The 17,863-nt window shown below is 41.0% G+C and carries 17 protein-coding genes; 7 read left to right on the forward strand and 10 right to left on the reverse strand.

All coding sequences use genetic code 11. The features are described 5' to 3' along the window. A partial coding sequence (locus V7K50_RS01320) for a WD40 repeat domain-containing protein (protein ID WP_442944532.1) occupies positions 1 to 460 on the forward strand: 460 nt, incomplete at its 5' end. On the opposite strand, the gene V7K50_RS01325 is transcribed toward V7K50_RS01320, so the two are convergent. Beyond that, positions 395 to 880 carry a hypothetical protein gene (locus tag V7K50_RS01325; RefSeq protein ID WP_334956510.1) on the reverse strand — a complete coding sequence of 162 codons (486 nt, stop codon included), beginning with the start codon at positions 878 to 880 and terminating at the stop codon, positions 395 to 397. The two genes, V7K50_RS01320 and V7K50_RS01325, sit on opposite strands and share 66 nt — an antisense overlap. A gap of 141 nt (positions 881 to 1,021) precedes the next feature. Between V7K50_RS01325 and V7K50_RS01330 the strand changes: the two genes are divergently transcribed. The 6 genes from V7K50_RS01330 to V7K50_RS01355 all read left to right on the forward strand — a co-directional run bounded on the left by V7K50_RS01330 (position 1,022) and on the right by V7K50_RS01355 (position 6,045). Further along, positions 1,022 to 1,381, forward strand: coding sequence for a hypothetical protein (locus V7K50_RS01330; protein WP_334956512.1), 360 nt, complete (start codon positions 1,022 to 1,024; stop codon positions 1,379 to 1,381). 548 nt (positions 1,382 to 1,929) lie between these two features. Beyond that, complete coding sequence (locus tag V7K50_RS01335) at positions 1,930 to 2,250, forward strand: GIY-YIG nuclease family protein (protein ID WP_334956514.1); 321 nt, start codon at positions 1,930 to 1,932, stop codon at positions 2,248 to 2,250. A gap of 247 nt (positions 2,251 to 2,497) precedes the next feature. Beyond that, positions 2,498 to 3,802: a Tudor-knot domain-containing protein gene (locus tag V7K50_RS01340; RefSeq protein WP_334956516.1), complete on the forward strand. Its 1,305-nt coding sequence runs from the start codon at positions 2,498 to 2,500 to the stop codon at positions 3,800 to 3,802. Positions 3,803 to 4,001: 199 nt separating this feature from the next. Then, positions 4,002 to 5,120, forward strand: coding sequence for a phosphotransferase enzyme family protein (locus V7K50_RS01345; RefSeq protein WP_334956518.1), 1,119 nt, complete (start codon positions 4,002 to 4,004; stop codon positions 5,118 to 5,120). Then, entirely contained in the window at positions 5,117 to 5,650 is a 534-nt protein-coding gene (locus V7K50_RS01350; protein WP_334956520.1) for a DOMON-like domain-containing protein, read from the forward strand. The genes V7K50_RS01345 and V7K50_RS01350 overlap by 4 nt, the downstream gene beginning before the upstream one ends. Positions 5,651 to 5,772: 122 nt before the next feature. Continuing rightward, complete coding sequence (locus tag V7K50_RS01355; protein WP_334956522.1) at positions 5,773 to 6,045, forward strand: hypothetical protein; 273 nt, start codon at positions 5,773 to 5,775, stop codon at positions 6,043 to 6,045. 215 nt (positions 6,046 to 6,260) lie between these two features. Here the strand turns inward: V7K50_RS01355 and V7K50_RS01360 are convergent, their stop codons facing one another. From V7K50_RS01360 to hepC, 9 genes are all read right to left on the reverse strand, one after another. Then, entirely contained in the window at positions 6,261 to 7,382 is a 1,122-nt protein-coding gene (locus V7K50_RS01360; protein WP_334956524.1) for a glycosyltransferase family 4 protein, read from the reverse strand. Positions 7,383 to 7,434: 52 nt separating this feature from the next. Next, the gene (locus tag V7K50_RS01365; RefSeq protein WP_334956526.1) at positions 7,435 to 8,871 is read right to left on the reverse strand and encodes an O-antigen ligase domain-containing protein; all 1,437 of its coding nucleotides are present in this window, start codon (positions 8,869 to 8,871) and stop codon (positions 7,435 to 7,437) included. A 173-nt stretch (positions 8,872 to 9,044) separates the two neighbouring features. Beyond that, entirely contained in the window at positions 9,045 to 9,974 is a 930-nt protein-coding gene (locus V7K50_RS01370) for a glycosyltransferase family 2 protein (RefSeq protein WP_334956528.1), read from the reverse strand. Beyond that, entirely contained in the window at positions 9,892 to 11,115 is a 1,224-nt protein-coding gene (locus V7K50_RS01375) for a glycosyltransferase family 4 protein (RefSeq protein WP_334956530.1), read from the reverse strand. Before V7K50_RS01375 ends, V7K50_RS01370 begins: the two co-directional genes overlap by 83 nt. 238 nt (positions 11,116 to 11,353) lie before the next feature. Then, complete coding sequence (locus V7K50_RS01380) at positions 11,354 to 12,346, reverse strand: glycosyltransferase family 2 protein (protein ID WP_334956532.1); 993 nt, start codon at positions 12,344 to 12,346, stop codon at positions 11,354 to 11,356. A 64-nt stretch (positions 12,347 to 12,410) separates the two neighbouring features. Beyond that, a complete protein-coding gene (locus V7K50_RS01385) occupies positions 12,411 to 13,619 on the reverse strand; it encodes a glycosyltransferase family 4 protein (protein WP_334956534.1) in 1,209 nt (402 codons plus the stop codon). A 69-nt stretch (positions 13,620 to 13,688) separates the two neighbouring features. Further along, a complete protein-coding gene (locus tag V7K50_RS01390) occupies positions 13,689 to 14,528 on the reverse strand; it encodes a hypothetical protein (protein WP_334956536.1) in 840 nt (279 codons plus the stop codon). 99 nt (positions 14,529 to 14,627) lie between these two features. Continuing rightward, a complete protein-coding gene (hepA, locus tag V7K50_RS01395) occupies positions 14,628 to 16,469 on the reverse strand; it encodes a heterocyst formation ABC transporter subunit HepA (RefSeq protein ID WP_334956539.1) in 1,842 nt (613 codons plus the stop codon). A 94-nt stretch (positions 16,470 to 16,563) separates the two neighbouring features. Continuing rightward, positions 16,564 to 17,295 carry a heterocyst development glycosyltransferase HepC gene (gene hepC / locus V7K50_RS01400; protein ID WP_334956540.1) on the reverse strand — a complete coding sequence of 244 codons (732 nt, stop codon included), beginning with the start codon at positions 17,293 to 17,295 and terminating at the stop codon, positions 16,564 to 16,566. Positions 17,296 to 17,863 lie beyond the last annotated feature (568 nt).

The raw sequence follows: 17,863 nt of genomic DNA on the forward strand, positions 1-17,863 counted from the left end.
CAAGACCATCGCTTCTGCTAGTGCTGACAATACCGTGAAACTCTGGAATGCGGCTACAGGGAAGGAAATTACTACCCTCAAGGGGCATAGCAATTGGGTCTATAGCGTAGCATTCAGCCCCGATGGCAAGACCATTGCTTCTGCTAGTGCTGACTATACCGTGAAACTCTGGAATGCGGCCACAGGTAAAGAAATCATCACCCTCTACGGGCATAGCAATGAGGTCAATAGCGTAGCATTCAGCCCAGATGGCAAGACCATTGCTTCTGCTAGTGCTGACTATACCGTGAAACTCTGGAATATGTACCCAGATCACCTTAATAATTTAATAATTTCTGGTAGTCTCAACGATCTAATGAGCTACAGTTGCAATCGGCTACGTGTTTATTTACAATCAAATCCCAATGTGAGCGATAGCGATCGCTCTCTCTGCGATGGCATTGGTAATAAGAGCAATTAGAATGTTCCCTTCGACTCCGCTCAGGGAACTCGAAGCTGCCTGAGCGAAGTCGAAGGCAGCTCTCTGTGCGATGGCATTGGTACTAAGAGTAATTAGAATCTTTCCTTCGACTAGAATGTTCCCTTCGACTCCGCTCAGGGAACTCGAAGCTGCCTGAGCGAAGTCGAAGGCAGCTCTCTGTGCGATCGCACTTTCGGGAAACTTCTGGGGCGATCGCACTGATTCAAATAGGCGATCGCTGTTTATCTTCTCTGTAGCAACTTCCGCGATCGTTGCAGTAGCTTCCGTCTTCACGTTTCCGTGTTTTGCGTAGCCTGTAGTAACTTCTGCCATCTTTGCAGTAACTTCTGTCTTCACGTTTCCGTGTTTTGCGTAGCCTGTAGTAACTTCTGCCATCTTTGCAGCAACTTCCGTCTTCACGTTTCAGTGTTTCGCGTAGCTTGGAGCAACTTCTGCTTTAACTGAAGTTTTTTCTCAAAAATCAACAATTTTACGTATGACAATCTTTTCCAAAATTGTCCACTATAGAGTTATCAGTAAATTGGAAAATGAGTATTAAATATGGCGAGACTAAAACGCAACTCACGTACTCTTGGCAAAGCTGAAGTACGTTTAGCAAGCATTAAATCTATTAGTCCAACTCTTGATGTTGGAGAAGGATTAACAGTCAAAGATTATACTGAAAAAATTGCCAGCTTGAGAAAATCTTTAGAAGCATACAACACCACTCTCTCTACTATTGATGTCTTACGAACCCAAATCATTGAAAATGAACAAGATTTAGCAGACTATTCGGAAAAAATCTTAAGTGGGATTGCTTATAAGTTTGGTAACAATAGCCATGAGTATCAAATGGCTGGAGGGACTCGGAAAAGCGATCGGAAGCGGATTGTGCGTCAAAGTGCGGTTTTGCCGAAGTAAGTACTGCAATTAAACCAACTTCCCTTCGACTCCCTTCTCTTGTCGGAGAGACTGTGCTATCTCGGCTCCGCCCTTTGACTACGCTCAGGACAAGCTGCTCTCCAGCCGCTCAGTGATCATTCAAGTTTTATAAAGATGATGAAAATTCAAAAAGAGTGTTCCCTGAGCGACTTGCCCTGAGCGGAGTCGAAGGGAGTCGAAGGGAACGTTTTGCTTAGGGAACGCTTTGCTTAGGGAACATTTTGCTTAGAGAACGCTTGGCTCAGGTTTTCACTTTGTTCAGCCAGCAGTTTTTAACTAGTAAGAGAATGTTCCCTTCGACTTCGCTCAGGGAACGTTTTGCTTAGGGAACGTTTTGCTTAGGGAACGTTTTGCTCAGGGAACGTTTTGCTTAGGGAACGTTTTGCTTAGGGAACGCTTTGCTTAGGGAACGTTTTGCTTAGGGAACGTTTTGCTTAGGGAACGCTTTGCTTAGGGAACATTTTACTTAGGGAATTCTTTGCTCAGGGAACACTTTTTCTAATAGAAAGCGATCGCACAAGTCCCTTATGGCTTATATCTATATTCTTAAATGTGCTGATGGTAGTTACTACACGGGTAGTACAACGGATATTGAGCGGCGGTTGTGGCAACATCAACAAGGCGAGGGCGCAAACCACACAGCAAAACGGTTGCCTGTGAAGCTAGTTTTTTGCGAGTATTATCAGTCCGTAGTGGATGCTTTTGAACGTGAGAAGCAGGTGCAAGGTTGGAGTCGAAAAAAGAAGCAAGCTTTGATTTCAGGAGATACAAATTTGTTGCATAAGTTAGCCGAATGTCAAAATGAAACTCATTACAGTAGATTGACTAACTTCGACACTTCGGTATAGTTTAACTCCGCTCACCAGCCGCTCAGTGCATTACTTCCCTCAACCATCACAAGAACGCTCCCTGAGCGGAGTCGAAGGGAGCCAAGTCCAAGGGAGCCAAGTCCAAGGGAGCGGCTAACATCGTTATTTTTTGGTTAGGTGAGGGAACTCTATAAATACGGTTCAATAATTGCCCAGCACTCACCAGAGAAAGGCTGATTGTGGGCTGCTCTGAACCTTGTTGTAACGATGTTTTGAGGATCGGCTGATGGATAAATCAATTATTCAGTTGGTTGACGAATTACCAACTGATAATATCACTGTCAAAGTTTTAAAGGCTCTTGATTATGTAGCGCCAGGTGAATGGAGCAATTTGGTGGGGTTTGACAATAGTATTCGCGCCATTACTGGAGAAACCGATGCTAAGGTAATCCAAAAAATCCGCGATCGCGCCGCTACTTTATACGAAGATCCTCAACAAGGCTACCAGTTCGCAATTAAACTTTATCAAACAATTGATAAGGCAGACACAGCTATGGGAGCGGCGGCTTTAGCGAATAAAGTTAGCGAGAAAATTGGCTTTCTGTCTTTTTTAGGCAAAATTACTCCCAAAGCTGATGTCACTCAATCCATTGACTTGGTACTAAAAATCGCTGTGGAAATCATTGCCTTTTGTAAACTAAATGGCATTCCTCAACCTAACCCCCAAGAGTTTGCTAATTCTCTCACTAACAACTATCAAAATGCATCCCTAATCAGGATGGTAGCTCTAGTTTGTATAGATGGAATTCTCCCATTAGGCCCTAACTTTCTCAGCAAAATTCATGAAGTTATTAGTGGCGCTGATACTAGCATAATAACTCAAAATCCGGTTTTCTTAGCCGTTAATAACTTTCTCCCAGGCAATAATCCTTCTGATAAACTTGGTTTTATCAATCAGGGTTTTAACTCTGTGGAAGGCTGGATGAATAATTTAGTATCCAAGACAGGCATAACCCCGCAATCAATTTCTCGTAATTTGGGTAACTTTATTCAGATTGCTGATGATAATTTAGATTTTGTTGCAGCATTCCTAGATCAAACTACCAATTACTACGAGCATACGGGAATTCAAACTGTCGCTCGGAGTTTGATTTTGCAAGCATACACTCTAGTAAAAGAAGAAATTAAACAAGAGGAGCAAAAGCCTATTCAAGATGTCTCATCTGCTGTCAAGTCGGATAACAATCAATATGAAGTCAGCAAAACAGTAGAAGTCTGGGATAATGATGAGCAGGATTGGTATCAGGGAACAATTGAGAAAGTCCAAGATGACCAATTCTTTATTCATTACCTTGGTTACGGTTCATCTTATGACGAGTGGGTGGGCGAAGATGATATTCGGACTCGCGATCTTCGTGCCTCTGATGATAATGGATATGCAGTTGGTCAAAAGGTAAAATGTTGGGATGATGACCAAGAGGCTTGGTATTCCGCAACGATTGAGCAAATCCAAGGTCAGCAATACTTTGTTCACTACATTGGTTATGACTCATCTTATGACGAGTGGGTTGATAGCGATGAGATTTCCTAACTATTAAATTAGCACGGGGGCGGCGTGAGCAATATCTCCAATGGGCTATTCGGTATCGTGCCCTGTGCTAGCATACATATCAATCCTAAATAATTTGTGAAAAGTTAGATCCCCGACTTCTCAAAGAAGTCGGGGATCTGAACATTGCGAATTTTAACTAAACATCTATATTAATTATGTATTGCCGGAAATCCTTGAGATGACAGAAGAATTCAATATACAGGGTGCAGAGAATCTGGTGGCGATCGCTAACCAATTCGCCCAACTGGGGAAGGTTACAGGCGTGAAAGCATTTGGAAGTGGTAATATCAATGATACCTTTTTGATAACGATAGATTCCTCAGAAGAGCAACATTTTGTCCTGCAACGCATCAATACGCAGGTGTTTCGTCAGCCAGAACTGATTATGCAGAATATGCGTACCTATACAGATCACGTTCACAAACGCTTGCAGGATATACCCCTGAATCGTCGCTGGGAAGTGCCACGGGTACTTTTGACCAAAAACGCTCAAGATCACTGTAGGGATGCAGATGGCTCCTTTTGGCGGGCAATCAGCTTTATTGAAGGCTCCCAGTCTTTTGATAGTATGGGCGATCGCTCACACGCCAAAGAAATCGGTTATGCCTTGGGGATGTTCCACAATTTAATCAGCGATTTGCCACCAGAAAAACTTGCTGACACCCTTGAAGGGTTCCATATTACACCGCTTTATCTCCAGCATTATCAGGAAGTTTTGGCGAAAACTAGGGTGTTTCAATCTGCGGAAGTTAATTATTGCTTACAGTTTGTTAGCGATCGCCAAGCCTTTGCACATATCCTAGAAAATGCCAAATCTGAAGGTATTCTTCCCTTGCGTCTGATGCACGGCGATCCAAAAATTAACAATGTCATGTTTGACACTGTTACCCAGCAAGCCGTCAGCGTTATCGACCTGGACACCGTTAAACCCGGTTTGGTACATTACGATATTGGTGATTGTTTGCGATCGGGTTGTAATCCTGCTGGTGAAGAAACCGAGAATTGGGAAAGTATTTATTTCGATACTGATCTGTGTGAGGGAATCTTACAGGGTTATCTTGCTGTGGCAAAAGCGTTTCTGACTGAGAATGATTATGCATACATATATGATGCAATTCGTCTAATTACTTTTGAACTAGGACTGAGATTTTTTGCTGATTATTTAGCAGGGAATGTCTACTTTAAAGTTAAGCACCCAGAACATAATCTTGCCAGAGCGATCGTTCAGTTTAAGCTTACCGAAAGTATTGAATCTCAAAAAACGCAGATTTGCAAAATTATCCAAGATATGAAATGAACGATCAGACATTTTCCCTGCAACCCTTCCCTTCTACCGAGTCCTTTCCTAATTTAAAAATTGCAGGCAATATCGCTCGAAATGCTAATCAACTTACTATTTGCTACACCCTTAGAGGCAATTTAAAAGAAATTGCAATCGCCCCACCATCAAATACTCCATCACGCAAGTACGAATTGTGGGAAGAAACTTGCTTTGAGTTCTTCCTTGGCATCAATAATTCTCAACGGTATTGGGAATTCAACCTTTCCCCTGCCGGACATTGGAATGTCTATCGTTTTGATGGGTATCGTCAAGGAATGCAAGAGGAAACAGCTTTTGAAAAGCTACCGTTTAGTGTTCAAAATCAAGCTGATGGTTTGATACTTGCGTTAGATGTCGATTTGGGTAAAATCATCTCGGCAGAGCAAGCCATTGAAGTTGGCATTACTACTGTTATTAAATATAGAGACGGTGAGGTGACTTACTGGGCGTTAACTCATAAAGGCGCGGAGGCTGACTTTCATCTGCGAGACAGTTTTATTATTTAATTGTGAATTATATCTGAAATTAATATGGGAATACTAGTAAGGTATCGACTCCTGAGTGTGAAGTACTCGGAATTGAGATTGCTTAATACGATTTAGGGAGTTTAATTTGTTGAGGATTGAACGTGAGTACGATCAAAGTTATTTTCATTGCTTTTATCTTGATATCTGCTATGCTGGCGTGGTGGAAAGCTGGCTTCAGATGCCCTATCTACATTCATGCGATCGCGGGTTTAGCAACTGCTTTGGGGTTCTTTATCACTAACAATATTGATCCGAGTACACCTGTAAATCAATGGTGGCTATTAGGAAAATGGTGGGTTGTCCTAATTATGCCAGCTTTTGTATACGGTGGATTTGCAGTTTATGGAGGTGGTATTTACTCTAAGAAAAATTGAGGTTTTTATAGTGAATCTACAATCTACTAGACATCTCCAGAAATTAACATCATTTGGTGGTAGAGACGTTGTATAGCAGTTATCGTTTACGTGAGGTACACCCGTAGGGGCACGGCATTGCCGTGCCCCTACACCTCGTGATGTAACGTTGTACTGCATCTGAATGGGAACCGCTATAATGCAATGTCTCTACATTAGGAAAATGCTACATTAACTTAAGAAACACTTGGTATTGTCGAACGAATCGCATTAATAAAGTTTTCGGCATAATTCTGGGTTGAAAAATCGAGGGCGCGTTGTCTAGCAGCGACTCCCGCACTCTGGGCAAATTCTTGCTCGTCAAGATAGCGGAGAATTGCGATCGCTAATTTATCCGCATCGCCGTAAGGTGTTAATAGTCCATTCATCCCATCGGTAATAATCTCTGTGGGACCGCCGGCATTACCAGCAATCACAGGTTTACCTAGCGCCATCGCCTCAATAATCACAATCCCAAAGGGTTCTTTATCCGATGCATGCACAAATACATCCATCGCTTGCACCCACTCCGGTATATTACGCTGTAGCCCAGCCATAATTACCTGCTCTTTCAAGCCCAAGGTGGCAATTTCGACTTTTAAAAAGTCTTCATAATCCGGTTCAAAATCGTGCTTACCGCCAACTACTACACAATGAGCGTCAGGATACTTCTGTAAAATTTTGGGCATTGCTTGCACTAGTACGTGCATTCCCTTCCATCGTTGCAATCGTCCCACAATTCCAATCAACGGCCCGTGTAAAGGTAAACCCAATTTCCGCCGTGTTTCTTCTGGAGTTGGCAAAGCATTAGGCTCAAATCGGTCTAATGCGACACCAGGATAAACCAAAGGTGTTGGTCTATGAGGCCAAATCTCTGCCTGTGCTTGCTTGCCATCTTGCGAGAGGGTGATAATTGCCCGCGCTGGAATTAAAGTAGCGATTCGTACCAACCAAGTTTTATCACTAGGTACTTCTAGTTGATACCACACAGCAGGCAACCCCGCCAGCATTGCCGCCAAACCTCCAGATATATGTGTAATCCACATCCAATTGACAATTATATCTGCACGTTCGCGGCGGGCGATCGCAGCTATCCGAAAAACAGCGCCAATAAAACGGTGGATTTGGCGTAAACGTCCACTTTCCACAACTCGCGCATCAATACCCAAAGACTTGACTTGTTCAACCATCGGGCCGTCTTCTAAAAATATCACCAGCCACTCAACACCAGCATTACGTCCTTGTTGTACCAAATCCCAAAGCATCATTTCACCGCCACCTCGTTGCTCGGCTAGTGGCATTACAATAATTACTTTCATAATTTATATCAGTCCTATTTAAGTTGTAAGATTTATCAGATTTTCGACTTCTCTAAGAAGTCGGGATTTTGGGATTGCTATAGTATTTATGTCCTGCCATTGCCATAGCCAAAAATCCCCAAAGAATCATCCCAGCGACACTCAACATCCCACTACCAATAACTAGCTGTGTAGCAGAACTGATTCCAATAGCGCGGGCAGCGCTGAGAAAACTATCGAAACGACCTTCGCTATAGCTGCTAACACTAATAATTAATAAGATTAATCCACCCATATAAAAAATGGCTCCAAACCAACCCAGGGTGAAAAACATATCTAAAATGCCACTATCAATCACCACTACTTCAATTTGACCAGTTTTTTCGTTGACTTTCCAGATATTTCCTAAGCCGTTACCTAGACCATTAGAAAGAGCTAAACCAAGGTTTTTGTCGTAACTTCCCGATCTATCTTTAAAACTCGTATCGTCTTGAAGATTAGTAAAAGTTTCCAACCGGGCTGATAAAACCCCAGAAATTGGCTGGATAGTTGCTAATGGTACAACACAAATTGCCATAATTACGATTATGGTAATTAAGCGCATTTGAATACGCGCTTTGACTGAACCCATAATCATAATTATTCCAAATAACCAGCCTCCCCAATTAGTACGCGCTTGTGTCAATAAGAAGGACAAGTAACCAACAGCTGAAGCCGGAAAAATTAAACTTCCCGAACTGGTAAATAACAACAGTAATCCTGCTTGCATCACAGAACCAAAGGGGCCAACTGAGTGTAATGTACTCCAGACGCGCATCCCGAAAGGTACAGGGTTTCCAGAACTCATGAATAGTTTTGATTGTATCAGCCAGTACCTATCCCACTCAGGAGCTACCACAAATTGATATACGCCATAAGCTCCTAAAATTAACACACACCAGAGGAATGTACGTTGAAAGTTTTGGCGATAGCTGGGATAATCTCGCCAGTTGATAAATAAGTGAAAAGCGAAAATAATCGGACTGAGCCAATCCATCAATCCGCGTGCTACAGGGATAGGTGGGTTGTAAATCAGACCGATTAAAAAGCCATAGAACACTCCGATAAAAGCCATAACAAAGGGCAAGCCGCCTTTACGAGAAGCGCTAGGAAAATGTCTTAAAAAAGTTGCGATGGTGACAAACACCACCAAGTAGGGTGCTATGAGCATTTGACGGGTAGCATCCCAGCCCACTCGATAATCAACCAAGCGGGTAGCTAAGGGTGTGAGAAACCAGATCCACCAGGTAAAGCTGATGTAGAGAATGGGATGGCGCAAGTATAAAAATATGCCTACTGCTAAAGCTGTGACTGGGTAAATTAGGCGTAATGCGGCAGTAGCACCAGCAAAATAGCAAACTACAGTTAGTAGTATAAAGCCTGCGATCGCCATCCAACCCTGTTGCGATCGCTCTTCAGGAGAATAGCTTTCTTGTAAAAAACTATTGAAAAGTATCTGCTTAGAATTCATTCAATTTGAGATTTTTGATTTACCAATGCTAACTAGTACAATGTCTAAGCTAATTTTTAAGGTTTGTAGTAAGCACTTTAGTGCTTAGAAAATAAGCACTAAAGTCCTTACTACGAACTTGCTTACCCATCAATTTAAACTTGACAGACTACCAGAGCTAAGAAGAAATTGAATTACGAATTACGAATTACGAATTGTTTATATCCCTGCCAACGTCCACGCCAAGATGCCAGCAACTTCTTACCTGCCAACTGCCCTTGGCTAGGTAAAAATCTTAGCCATTGTACTAAGCCCAAACTATCGCAAGTACCCACGAATACTGCCCAGAATAAAAATATCATCCGGCGAATAAATGGCAAATGCTCTAATAAAACTAGAGTTTCATTATGGACTAAATTAATAAAGGCAATTTCATTAAAATTATTTCGCTGATCTTCATCAAAACGTTGTGCGGGATAGTGATCTACGGCAACATTCGGATCGTAAATTATCTTCCAACCAGCCCGTTTTAATGTCAGAGTGAATGCCATTTCAAAGTGTACCTGCGCTCCAGTTCCGCGCATCCGTTCATCAAAGCGCAATTGTCCGACTGCTTGGGTACGAAAACTCATGTTTACGCCCTTGAGAATATCGACTTCACGGGGTTCTCCCACTCCCAGGTGATGGTTGCCAATCACTCGCCCAAACCACTGCAACTGTCCCACTACTGAGCGGGATTCGTCTTCTAATTTGCTGCCGTGGTGTACCCAATCACGCCCTCCCAGACCGCCGAGACGATTATCTGAGGTAAAGTAAGCCGCGATGCGCTCTAACCAATCCGGGTGAGGTGCAGCATCATCATCAGTAATGGAAACAATATCACCCTCCACTGCTGCTAGTCCGGCGTTGAGGGCTGCTACTACCCCCGGTTGCGTCACTTTCACACTATGTAGTGGCAAGTTTTCCGTGTTTAATTGCGCCAGGAATTGCCAAGTTTCTTCATCCGTATCGCGCACAACCACTATTACCTGATCAACGGGTTTAGTTTGCTCCTGTAGCGCCAAAAGGCAGCGTGATAGGTCTTGTGGACGGCGATAAGTTGGTATGAGAACAGTGTTCCGCATTCTTGCTTAACTCCTCGAATAGATCCACATAAGTTTTTGCCATAGTAGTCCAGCTATATTGTTCTGCTACAGAGCGGGCTGCTTGCCCCATCTGTTGCATTAGCTGGGAATCGCTCACCAAGGACATCAGCGCCATAGCCAAAGCGTCGATATCATCTGAGTCGGATAAGACGATGCCACATTCTGGTGTCACCAACTCTGCACCTCCGGTAGCTGTGGTAGTAATTACCGGCAGTCCTGAAGAAAGTGCTTCTAACAATACGAGGCTACAAGCTTCGTATCGGGAAGGAAAAATAAATAAATCTACTGACCGCATAATTTCGGGAATATCACGTCGAAATCCGACAAAATGCACGCGATCGCTTAACCCCAATGATGCTGCTAGTTGAGGAAATGGGCTACCTTCGATATGACCCACCACCGCCAAATGTAAATGGGGAACTTTCACTAAGGCGTGTAGTACTGTATCTAAATTCTTCCTGGGTGTGCGGATATCTCCGGCGAACAGTGCTAGGGTAACGTTCTCTGGTAAACCTAATTTTTGGCGTAGGCGTAGCCCGCCGCAGGCATCGCTTTCACCAGGGGTAAACTCTTCTAAGTCAACGCCATTGACGATTACGCGAATGCGAGAACGTGGTACACCAATGTTGACTAATTCCTGAGCCACCTTTTCCGATACAGCCACCACAACCTGCGCTTTTTGGAAAGCTTGTTTTTCCCAACGGGCATTAAAAGCCGTAAACAGCCATTGGTAGAAACCATATAAATCGCGGCGGTTGCGGGAAATATGAACAGGCGATCGCAACCACGAACTGTGGACAAAATGTACAGCATTTACATCAGCCGCAGCCAGATTAATTGCTCCATTGACTTTAACTAAATCAATTTGAGAGCGATGTTTACCCAACCAATCTGCACTTTTTTGAGCAAAGATAAAATTACGCACAAATTCAGTTGGATAGCCTTTAACTGGAATTTCAATCCAATTAACCTGGCTATTATCTTCTAGTTCTGGTGCAACTTCACTAGCTAATAATGTCAGTTCATGACCACGGCGAATTGCTTCATTAGCAACCTCATAGTTTACCCGACCCTGACCATCACCTTTTTTGATTTTATGAGTAACAATACAAAGTTTCATCCACTATCTTCCTTAACAATAGACCTATTGCATATTTCTTTGGCTCACGCATAAGGAACTTCCAATCAATAAATTATCCATCTTGTGGGGTGGGCATCCTGCCCGCCCTGAATATCGAACGGGTGCGGACACCCATCCCACAAGAAAATTTAGGATGTTTTTTACTTTTAAGTCCCTAAGAGAATCTTTTTTTATTCTCTCTCTAGATCGTTAAAACATAACTTATCTGATTGCCTTATTATTTAGATAATCCTATTAACTTATTCGCTAAAAATTGCGGAGTAAAACTAAGACTTAGTGCCGCCATAGTTCGCACATTAAACTTTTGTTTTTTCAATGCCTGCCAAAAATAAGGACGTGCTGCGGCTATCTGTTCACTTCGTAGCAAACCAATTCCTAAAGTCGTATTAGCTTCTAACCATTTCTGTTGAAAATAAGTTTTAAATTCTTGTAGACGAACATCTTCCATAAAGACTTGATAGCAAAACATTTCGCTTTTAGCTTTGCGGATTTTTGCCTGCATATTCCGACTACCACTGAGCATAGTATCAGTTTGCTCGTGGGCACGATATCGCGTCAGTCTTTCTGGATAGTAGTAAGCACCACGACCAGATATACAGCAAAGGTAGGTTAAATATAAATCCCACATCCCGCTAACTTCTGGGGGAATACTATCCCAATCGACAAAGTTATTGCGAATAACACAAGATGCAGCAGTCGGTATACTTTTATCTATTAACCCAATTTTATAGAAAGGTTGATGAATTCCTGGTGTTAATTTATCTCGCTTGTAAGCGCGTGTATTTTCTTCAGTTCCAATATCATTAATTATGCCATTAACATCTATGATATATTGGTCACAAAAAGCGATAATTAACTCAGAATTTGCTTCTAGTGGTGGTACAAGCTTTGCTAAAAAGTCTTCATTCCACATATCATCATCATGGAGACTGGCAACATATTTACCTCGCGCCATCTTGAAGCCATGTTGCTGATTAGCTAACATACCGACATTTTGCTGATGTCGCCAAAATCTGATACGTGAATCACCAAAAGATGCGACAATGGCTTGGATATTTTCTGAGCTGCAATTATCAGAAACAATAATTTCAATATTTTGATAAGTTTGTTTTATCGCACTAGCGATCGCTTGCTTAAGATACTCTGGTCGATTATAGGTGGGGATAATAACGCTGACTAAAGGTTGCTGATATTCTTGATGCAATGACATATTTTTCTCTCTTGATTTTTTATAATTGAAAGATGCACTACTTGATATTTTTAACAAAATATGGTTACTTAGCTTGAGAGATGCTATAGCTATATAAGTTTTTTGTTCGAGAAGGAAATTCAGCTATTGTTTTTGCATAAATTGTTTGCAGATTATTTACATGAGCATTCATTGTAAATTGTTTCATTAATAAAGCATGACCTTGTTCACCCATATCTCGGCTTTTTTGGTGATCTTTATACAAATCATCAATGGCATCAACCAGCTTTTTGATATTATTACCTGGAACAAGAATACCCGTTTCTCCATCTCGTAAATGTTCGGGAATTCCGCCGACTGCACTACCAATTACAGGTCGATAACGAGCATAAGCTTCCATAGTCACAAGACCGGCAGGTTCAGGCCAAACACTGGGAAAGATGACTGCAAAACACTGTTGATAAAGTTTATTTACTTTGTCAGAATTACACCAACCATGCCAAGTTATGCGGTTATTCAATCCGAGTGTGGTTGCTAACTTTTCTAAGCGTGGTCGTTCCCAGCCTTCACCTGCGATATCAAGTTGAATTTGCGGGTCTGTATGTATTAAGCTTTTGAGTAACCATTCCAGACCTTTATCAGGAACAATTCGACCAACAAACAAAATTCGATGATTTTGATGGACTTCTAAACTAAGAGGTGTAGTTGCTGTTTGCGGTATAGAGATACCACAGTGTAGAGTTACAGTTTGTTCAGCAGGTACACCGTTTTTAATCAACTCTTCCCGGACATATTCGCTATTAGCAATGAAAGTAATTTTGATCTTTTTTAATACATCTAATAACTGATGAGTGTTTTGAAGTTCTCTAAGAGTTCTTAAAGGTTTACGGCTACCACATTTATCTACTAACTTACCCCAAGTACAACCTAAGTAAGAAAAATTGCGATCGCAGATTGTCTTCTGTCCTGCTAAATATTTTGTACCACTAGGGCAGTACAATGAGTGATTATGAACGCTGAAGACGGTAGGACACTCGCCTGTAAGCTCCAAGAGCAAATCTGGGCTGTGAATGTGCAGCAATTTGAACTGGCTTTGATCGACATTCTTGAGAGATTTTAGCACGCGATCGCTAACATCAGAGGGTCGATGTTCAAACAACGAAGCTAAATAAGTTTCAACACCTCCGCCGTCACCTACGTCAAAATTTGAGCATTGGTAAATCAGGTCTTTATCAAAAAACTCCCTCTGTAATTGTTTCTCATTTTGCTTGGCATCATTGATTAAGTTAGGCATTATTCACCAATTATTGTCACGTAATTATTAATAATATTGCTCATATCAATAGAGGCTAAACCTCATATTCTATATGCCAACATTAAACCAAAACTTGTGTCTGACATCACTAACATAATGCCTAAGAGCATTTTTTTTACTTGCAAATTTATCTGAATAGATAAACTGGTCTTCTACATTAAGAACATATTTTTTGGAGCATAGAGGCTCACCATGATTATGGTGCATTGTCAAATGCACAATTGTTTGTTCTGTAAAATAAGTGGGATTTTCTGGAAGATTTGCTAAACGTTCAATAGCAAAACTCCAGTCAAATTCATGCCTAAATAATATAAATCCACCATTTACTGGATTTGACTTCTCGGAATCATCATAAATAATTCGCTCGTCTAGTGAGCTAGAACAATCAGGTAGATAAAGAGAGTGTTTATTGTCGGAGTTACTCAAATCAATTAAGTCAACCCCACCGGGAAAAAATAAAATATCTGAATCAGTGTAAATCGTAGTTCCATTAACAGGAATTGACATTAATGCCGACAATTTTTTGCCCATTGGATGCAGTTGGGCATAATCAAGAACACATTGAGGTAAATCTGTTCTCAGGAAGTTTTGTAAAAGTATTACCTGAACGCAAGGATGGATGCGGCGGAGTAAATTACAACTAGAATCAGTGTAACTGCCATCAGAAACTATAGTGAATGAATCTGGAATGCCAATATGACGGATGAAGGAGCGAATACTTGCTACTTGTTCTGGCAAATCGCGTTCACATGATAAGGCATAGACACTTATGGGAACTTGTCGAGTTTGTTTGATGGGGATGCTGACAATCTGAGAAAGGGCTGCTTTATATAGAGAGCGATTAAATTTACCCTGAATTTTAGCAGTGTGGTAGCCTAGATTTACCATTTATTTTCCCTTGTTAAAACTATAAATAATTGAGTGGGGGAATGAATTCGTAATTTAATAATTACGAATTACGAACTTGTACTGAGCGTAGCCGAAGTATTACGAACTATGGTATTGCATATTGTGATATTCCCAAAGCTTGCCTTTGATTTCCAATAGTTCTTGATACTTGCCTTGTTCTACTATGCGTCCATGTTCTAAAACTACAACTTTATCTGCTTTAGAAATGGTAGAAAGACGGTGAGCGATCGCAATTACTGTTTTCCCAACAGATAGCTTTTCTAATGAATCTTGAATTAACCGCTCAGATACAGAATCTAAGGCGCTAGTTGCTTCATCCAAAATCAAAATTTCTGGGTTCCGTAGTAAAGCTCGTGCAATAGCAATTCGCTGTCTTTGTCCTCCAGATAATCTAACACCCCGATCTCCTAATTGGGTATCAAAACCTTCGGGCATTTCCAAAATAAACTCTAATGCATTTGCTTGTTTAGCAGCTTCTTCAATTTCATCATTAGTTGCTTGTGGAGTGCCGTAAGCAATATTCTGCCAAACATTAGTATTAAAGATAAAAGTATCTTGACTGACGACAGCTATTTTGCGACGTAGAGAGTTAATTTCAAACTGCCGCACATCAATTTCATCAATGTAAAGATTTCCATCTGTAGCATTATAAAATCGGGGAATTAAATCAGCAACAGTTGTTTTACCAGCACCCGATGCCCCTACTAATGCTGTCATTTTTCCCTTTTCAATGGTTAAGGTAATATTATGTAGCACTAGATTTTTATCGTCGTAGCCGAAATCTACAGATACTAAGTTTATTGACCTTTCTAAACCCTTAAACTTAAGCTTCCCATTCTGGAAATAATTTTTGTCGTCACTTTTTAAGAGGTTTTTAATATTGTCTGCTGAACCATGTAAAGTACTCAAGAAAGCTCTAGTTCCGTTAATATCTTGAACGAATGGAATAAAGCGAAATAGCACAAAGAAAAATGTTAGTAAAGAAGCAACTTGTAGGGTTCCATTAGTAACCAGGGTAGTGAATGCTAAAATAATCATTCCCACCAACACTGTTGTAGCTACTCCTTCAGCAATTGGTTTGACAAGTGTCCAAGTGAAGACAACTTTAGTTGTACTACTTACTATCTTGTCGCTAGCTTTGTAGTAACGCTGGCGCTCAAATTCTTGAGTACCGCAGGAGTGAACAGTGCGAATGCCATTAATAAATTCTACGGCTGTTGAGGTAAAATTAGCATTAGCAGTTGTCAGACCAAAACTTGATTCTCTCACCCTGGCATTTAGATTGGATAATCCTACACCTAAAAGTGTAAATAATAATGCTGAAATTACTGTTAGTTGCCATGATATCAAAAACATTGATATTAAGTAGACAACAGTTGTTAGTCCTCTAGTAAATAAAAAGGCTGCGCCACTAAAACCCTGTCTGATCCTTTCGATTTCTGTAGTAATTGTGTTAATTAGCTCACCAGAACGAGTTTTAGAAAAGTAACTTAGTGATAAAGATTGTAATTGCTCAAAAATTTGCTTGCGTAAACGATCGCCAAGATTAAGTTGAGATAGTTCAATATAGACTTGTGAAAAATAATTGAAGGCAACACGTAACCAAGTACTCAATAAAATCAGCAAAGATATGCGGTATAGACGATTAATTGCCGATGTCTTAGCTCCCAAAATCCAAATATCAAACCATTCTATTCCTGTATGGACAGGTTGAGCATTGGGAGTGGTTAAGCTTTGCAAAAATGAAAGTAAGAAACCAATACTCACACCTTCAAAAGTTGCTGCTAGAACCGAAAAGATTAGAGCTAAAATTGCAATTTTGCGAAAGTGCTTAAATTCTTGTAATATCAAATAGTTTTCCTGCCAAAAGCTGGTAGCTTTGAGAAAATTACCGAGTGGTTGAGGAAGTTTGAAATGCATGGATTTTATAATAATAGTTTGGCAAGGTAGATAGACCGCTTTTTGCTTTACCCCAAGTGCGGTAGATGAACTTATCAGTTACCGCACAGATAAATTACAGTATTTGGCTATCCAGATGTAACAGGTGAGACTGTGCCTCTACTTCCCACGAAGCTGTAATTTCTGGTAGTTTATTTAGCTGTATTGCATCTTCCAAAGTCCAACAACAAGATCCGGTTAAACTCATATCACCCCGGAGGATATTTAATAACTGGGGCAAGTTGTCAAGACCGTATTTACACATCCAACGCCCTAGCGGTGTGATGTTGTGCTTTGTAGTTGTGCAAAACCTCATCGCCTGAAAGAGTTTACCCCGTTCTCCAACCCGCCACTCACGACAAAAAAGTGATCCTGGCGAGTAAACCTGCATTAATACAATCAATCCCAACATGAGCGGACTTACTAATAGCAGTAACACGCAAGCAGCAATCCAATCAATTAGTCTTTGTAATTGTCTCCAGGGTTGGTTAGATAGTTTATTGCCAGCAGATATGCTTAGGAATATTGGTTTTTGAGCTTCTTCACACGCATCTGCCCAAAACCTGACCAAAGTTTCACCCAGTTTTGCATCTATGCTTACCAAACTTACAGGAGAATGTTGCAAGCATTCTACTAGCGATCGCTTACTATCTAATGAAGGCAGATATGGTTGTTTAACTCGTCCACGCGGCTTCACCAACAGCTTACCCCGTCGCCAATACAGTGTGCAGTACCCAGAGCGATTACCTTGGTGTTGCTGGGTTACATCAGATAAATTCTCTAGAGTTGGAATTATTGAAGTTGTCATACGTCTTTGGGATTATACAGGAGTGAATTGCTGAAGAGTTATCAAAGGCTATCAATGCCAAAGACCCAAATCCAAATCTTGTTGTAAGTCCAAAAAGTTGGAAATATTCGTAATTCGTCAGATGTAGTCTAAACCCCAGTTTGAAACAAAGCTACCTGTGGAGTTGGGGGGTCATAAACCCTACACTTAATTACGAGCAACTTTACTATTAACATTCATGGGTAAATCATGATTTTCCGGGAACTACTGACAGTAGAGAAATGTAGAGGGAAATTACCCATGAATCTATATCTACGTTTAATTACGCTGAGTGTTCATAATTCGGTAGATTTAACAAAACCAGTCTACTCTTGTCTTTTAGCCTTTTTGAAGCTGCTGTAATCTCTAGAATATAAGACTATGTAGAAATAGCGATCGCTCAAATAAATTCTTTATTTACTCTTTAAAGAGCCAGTGATTTCTCTGATAACCCATGAAGATAGCATAAATATACTGAATTTATCCTGATCGCAACAAAATTAAATTCTGTTCATTACCTCGTTACCTCGTTCCCAGTCTCCGACTGGGA

This window comes from Nostoc sp., from assembly GCF_036917135.1.
In the GTDB taxonomy this organism is placed as follows: Bacteria; Cyanobacteriota; Cyanobacteriia; order Cyanobacteriales; family Nostocaceae; genus Nostoc.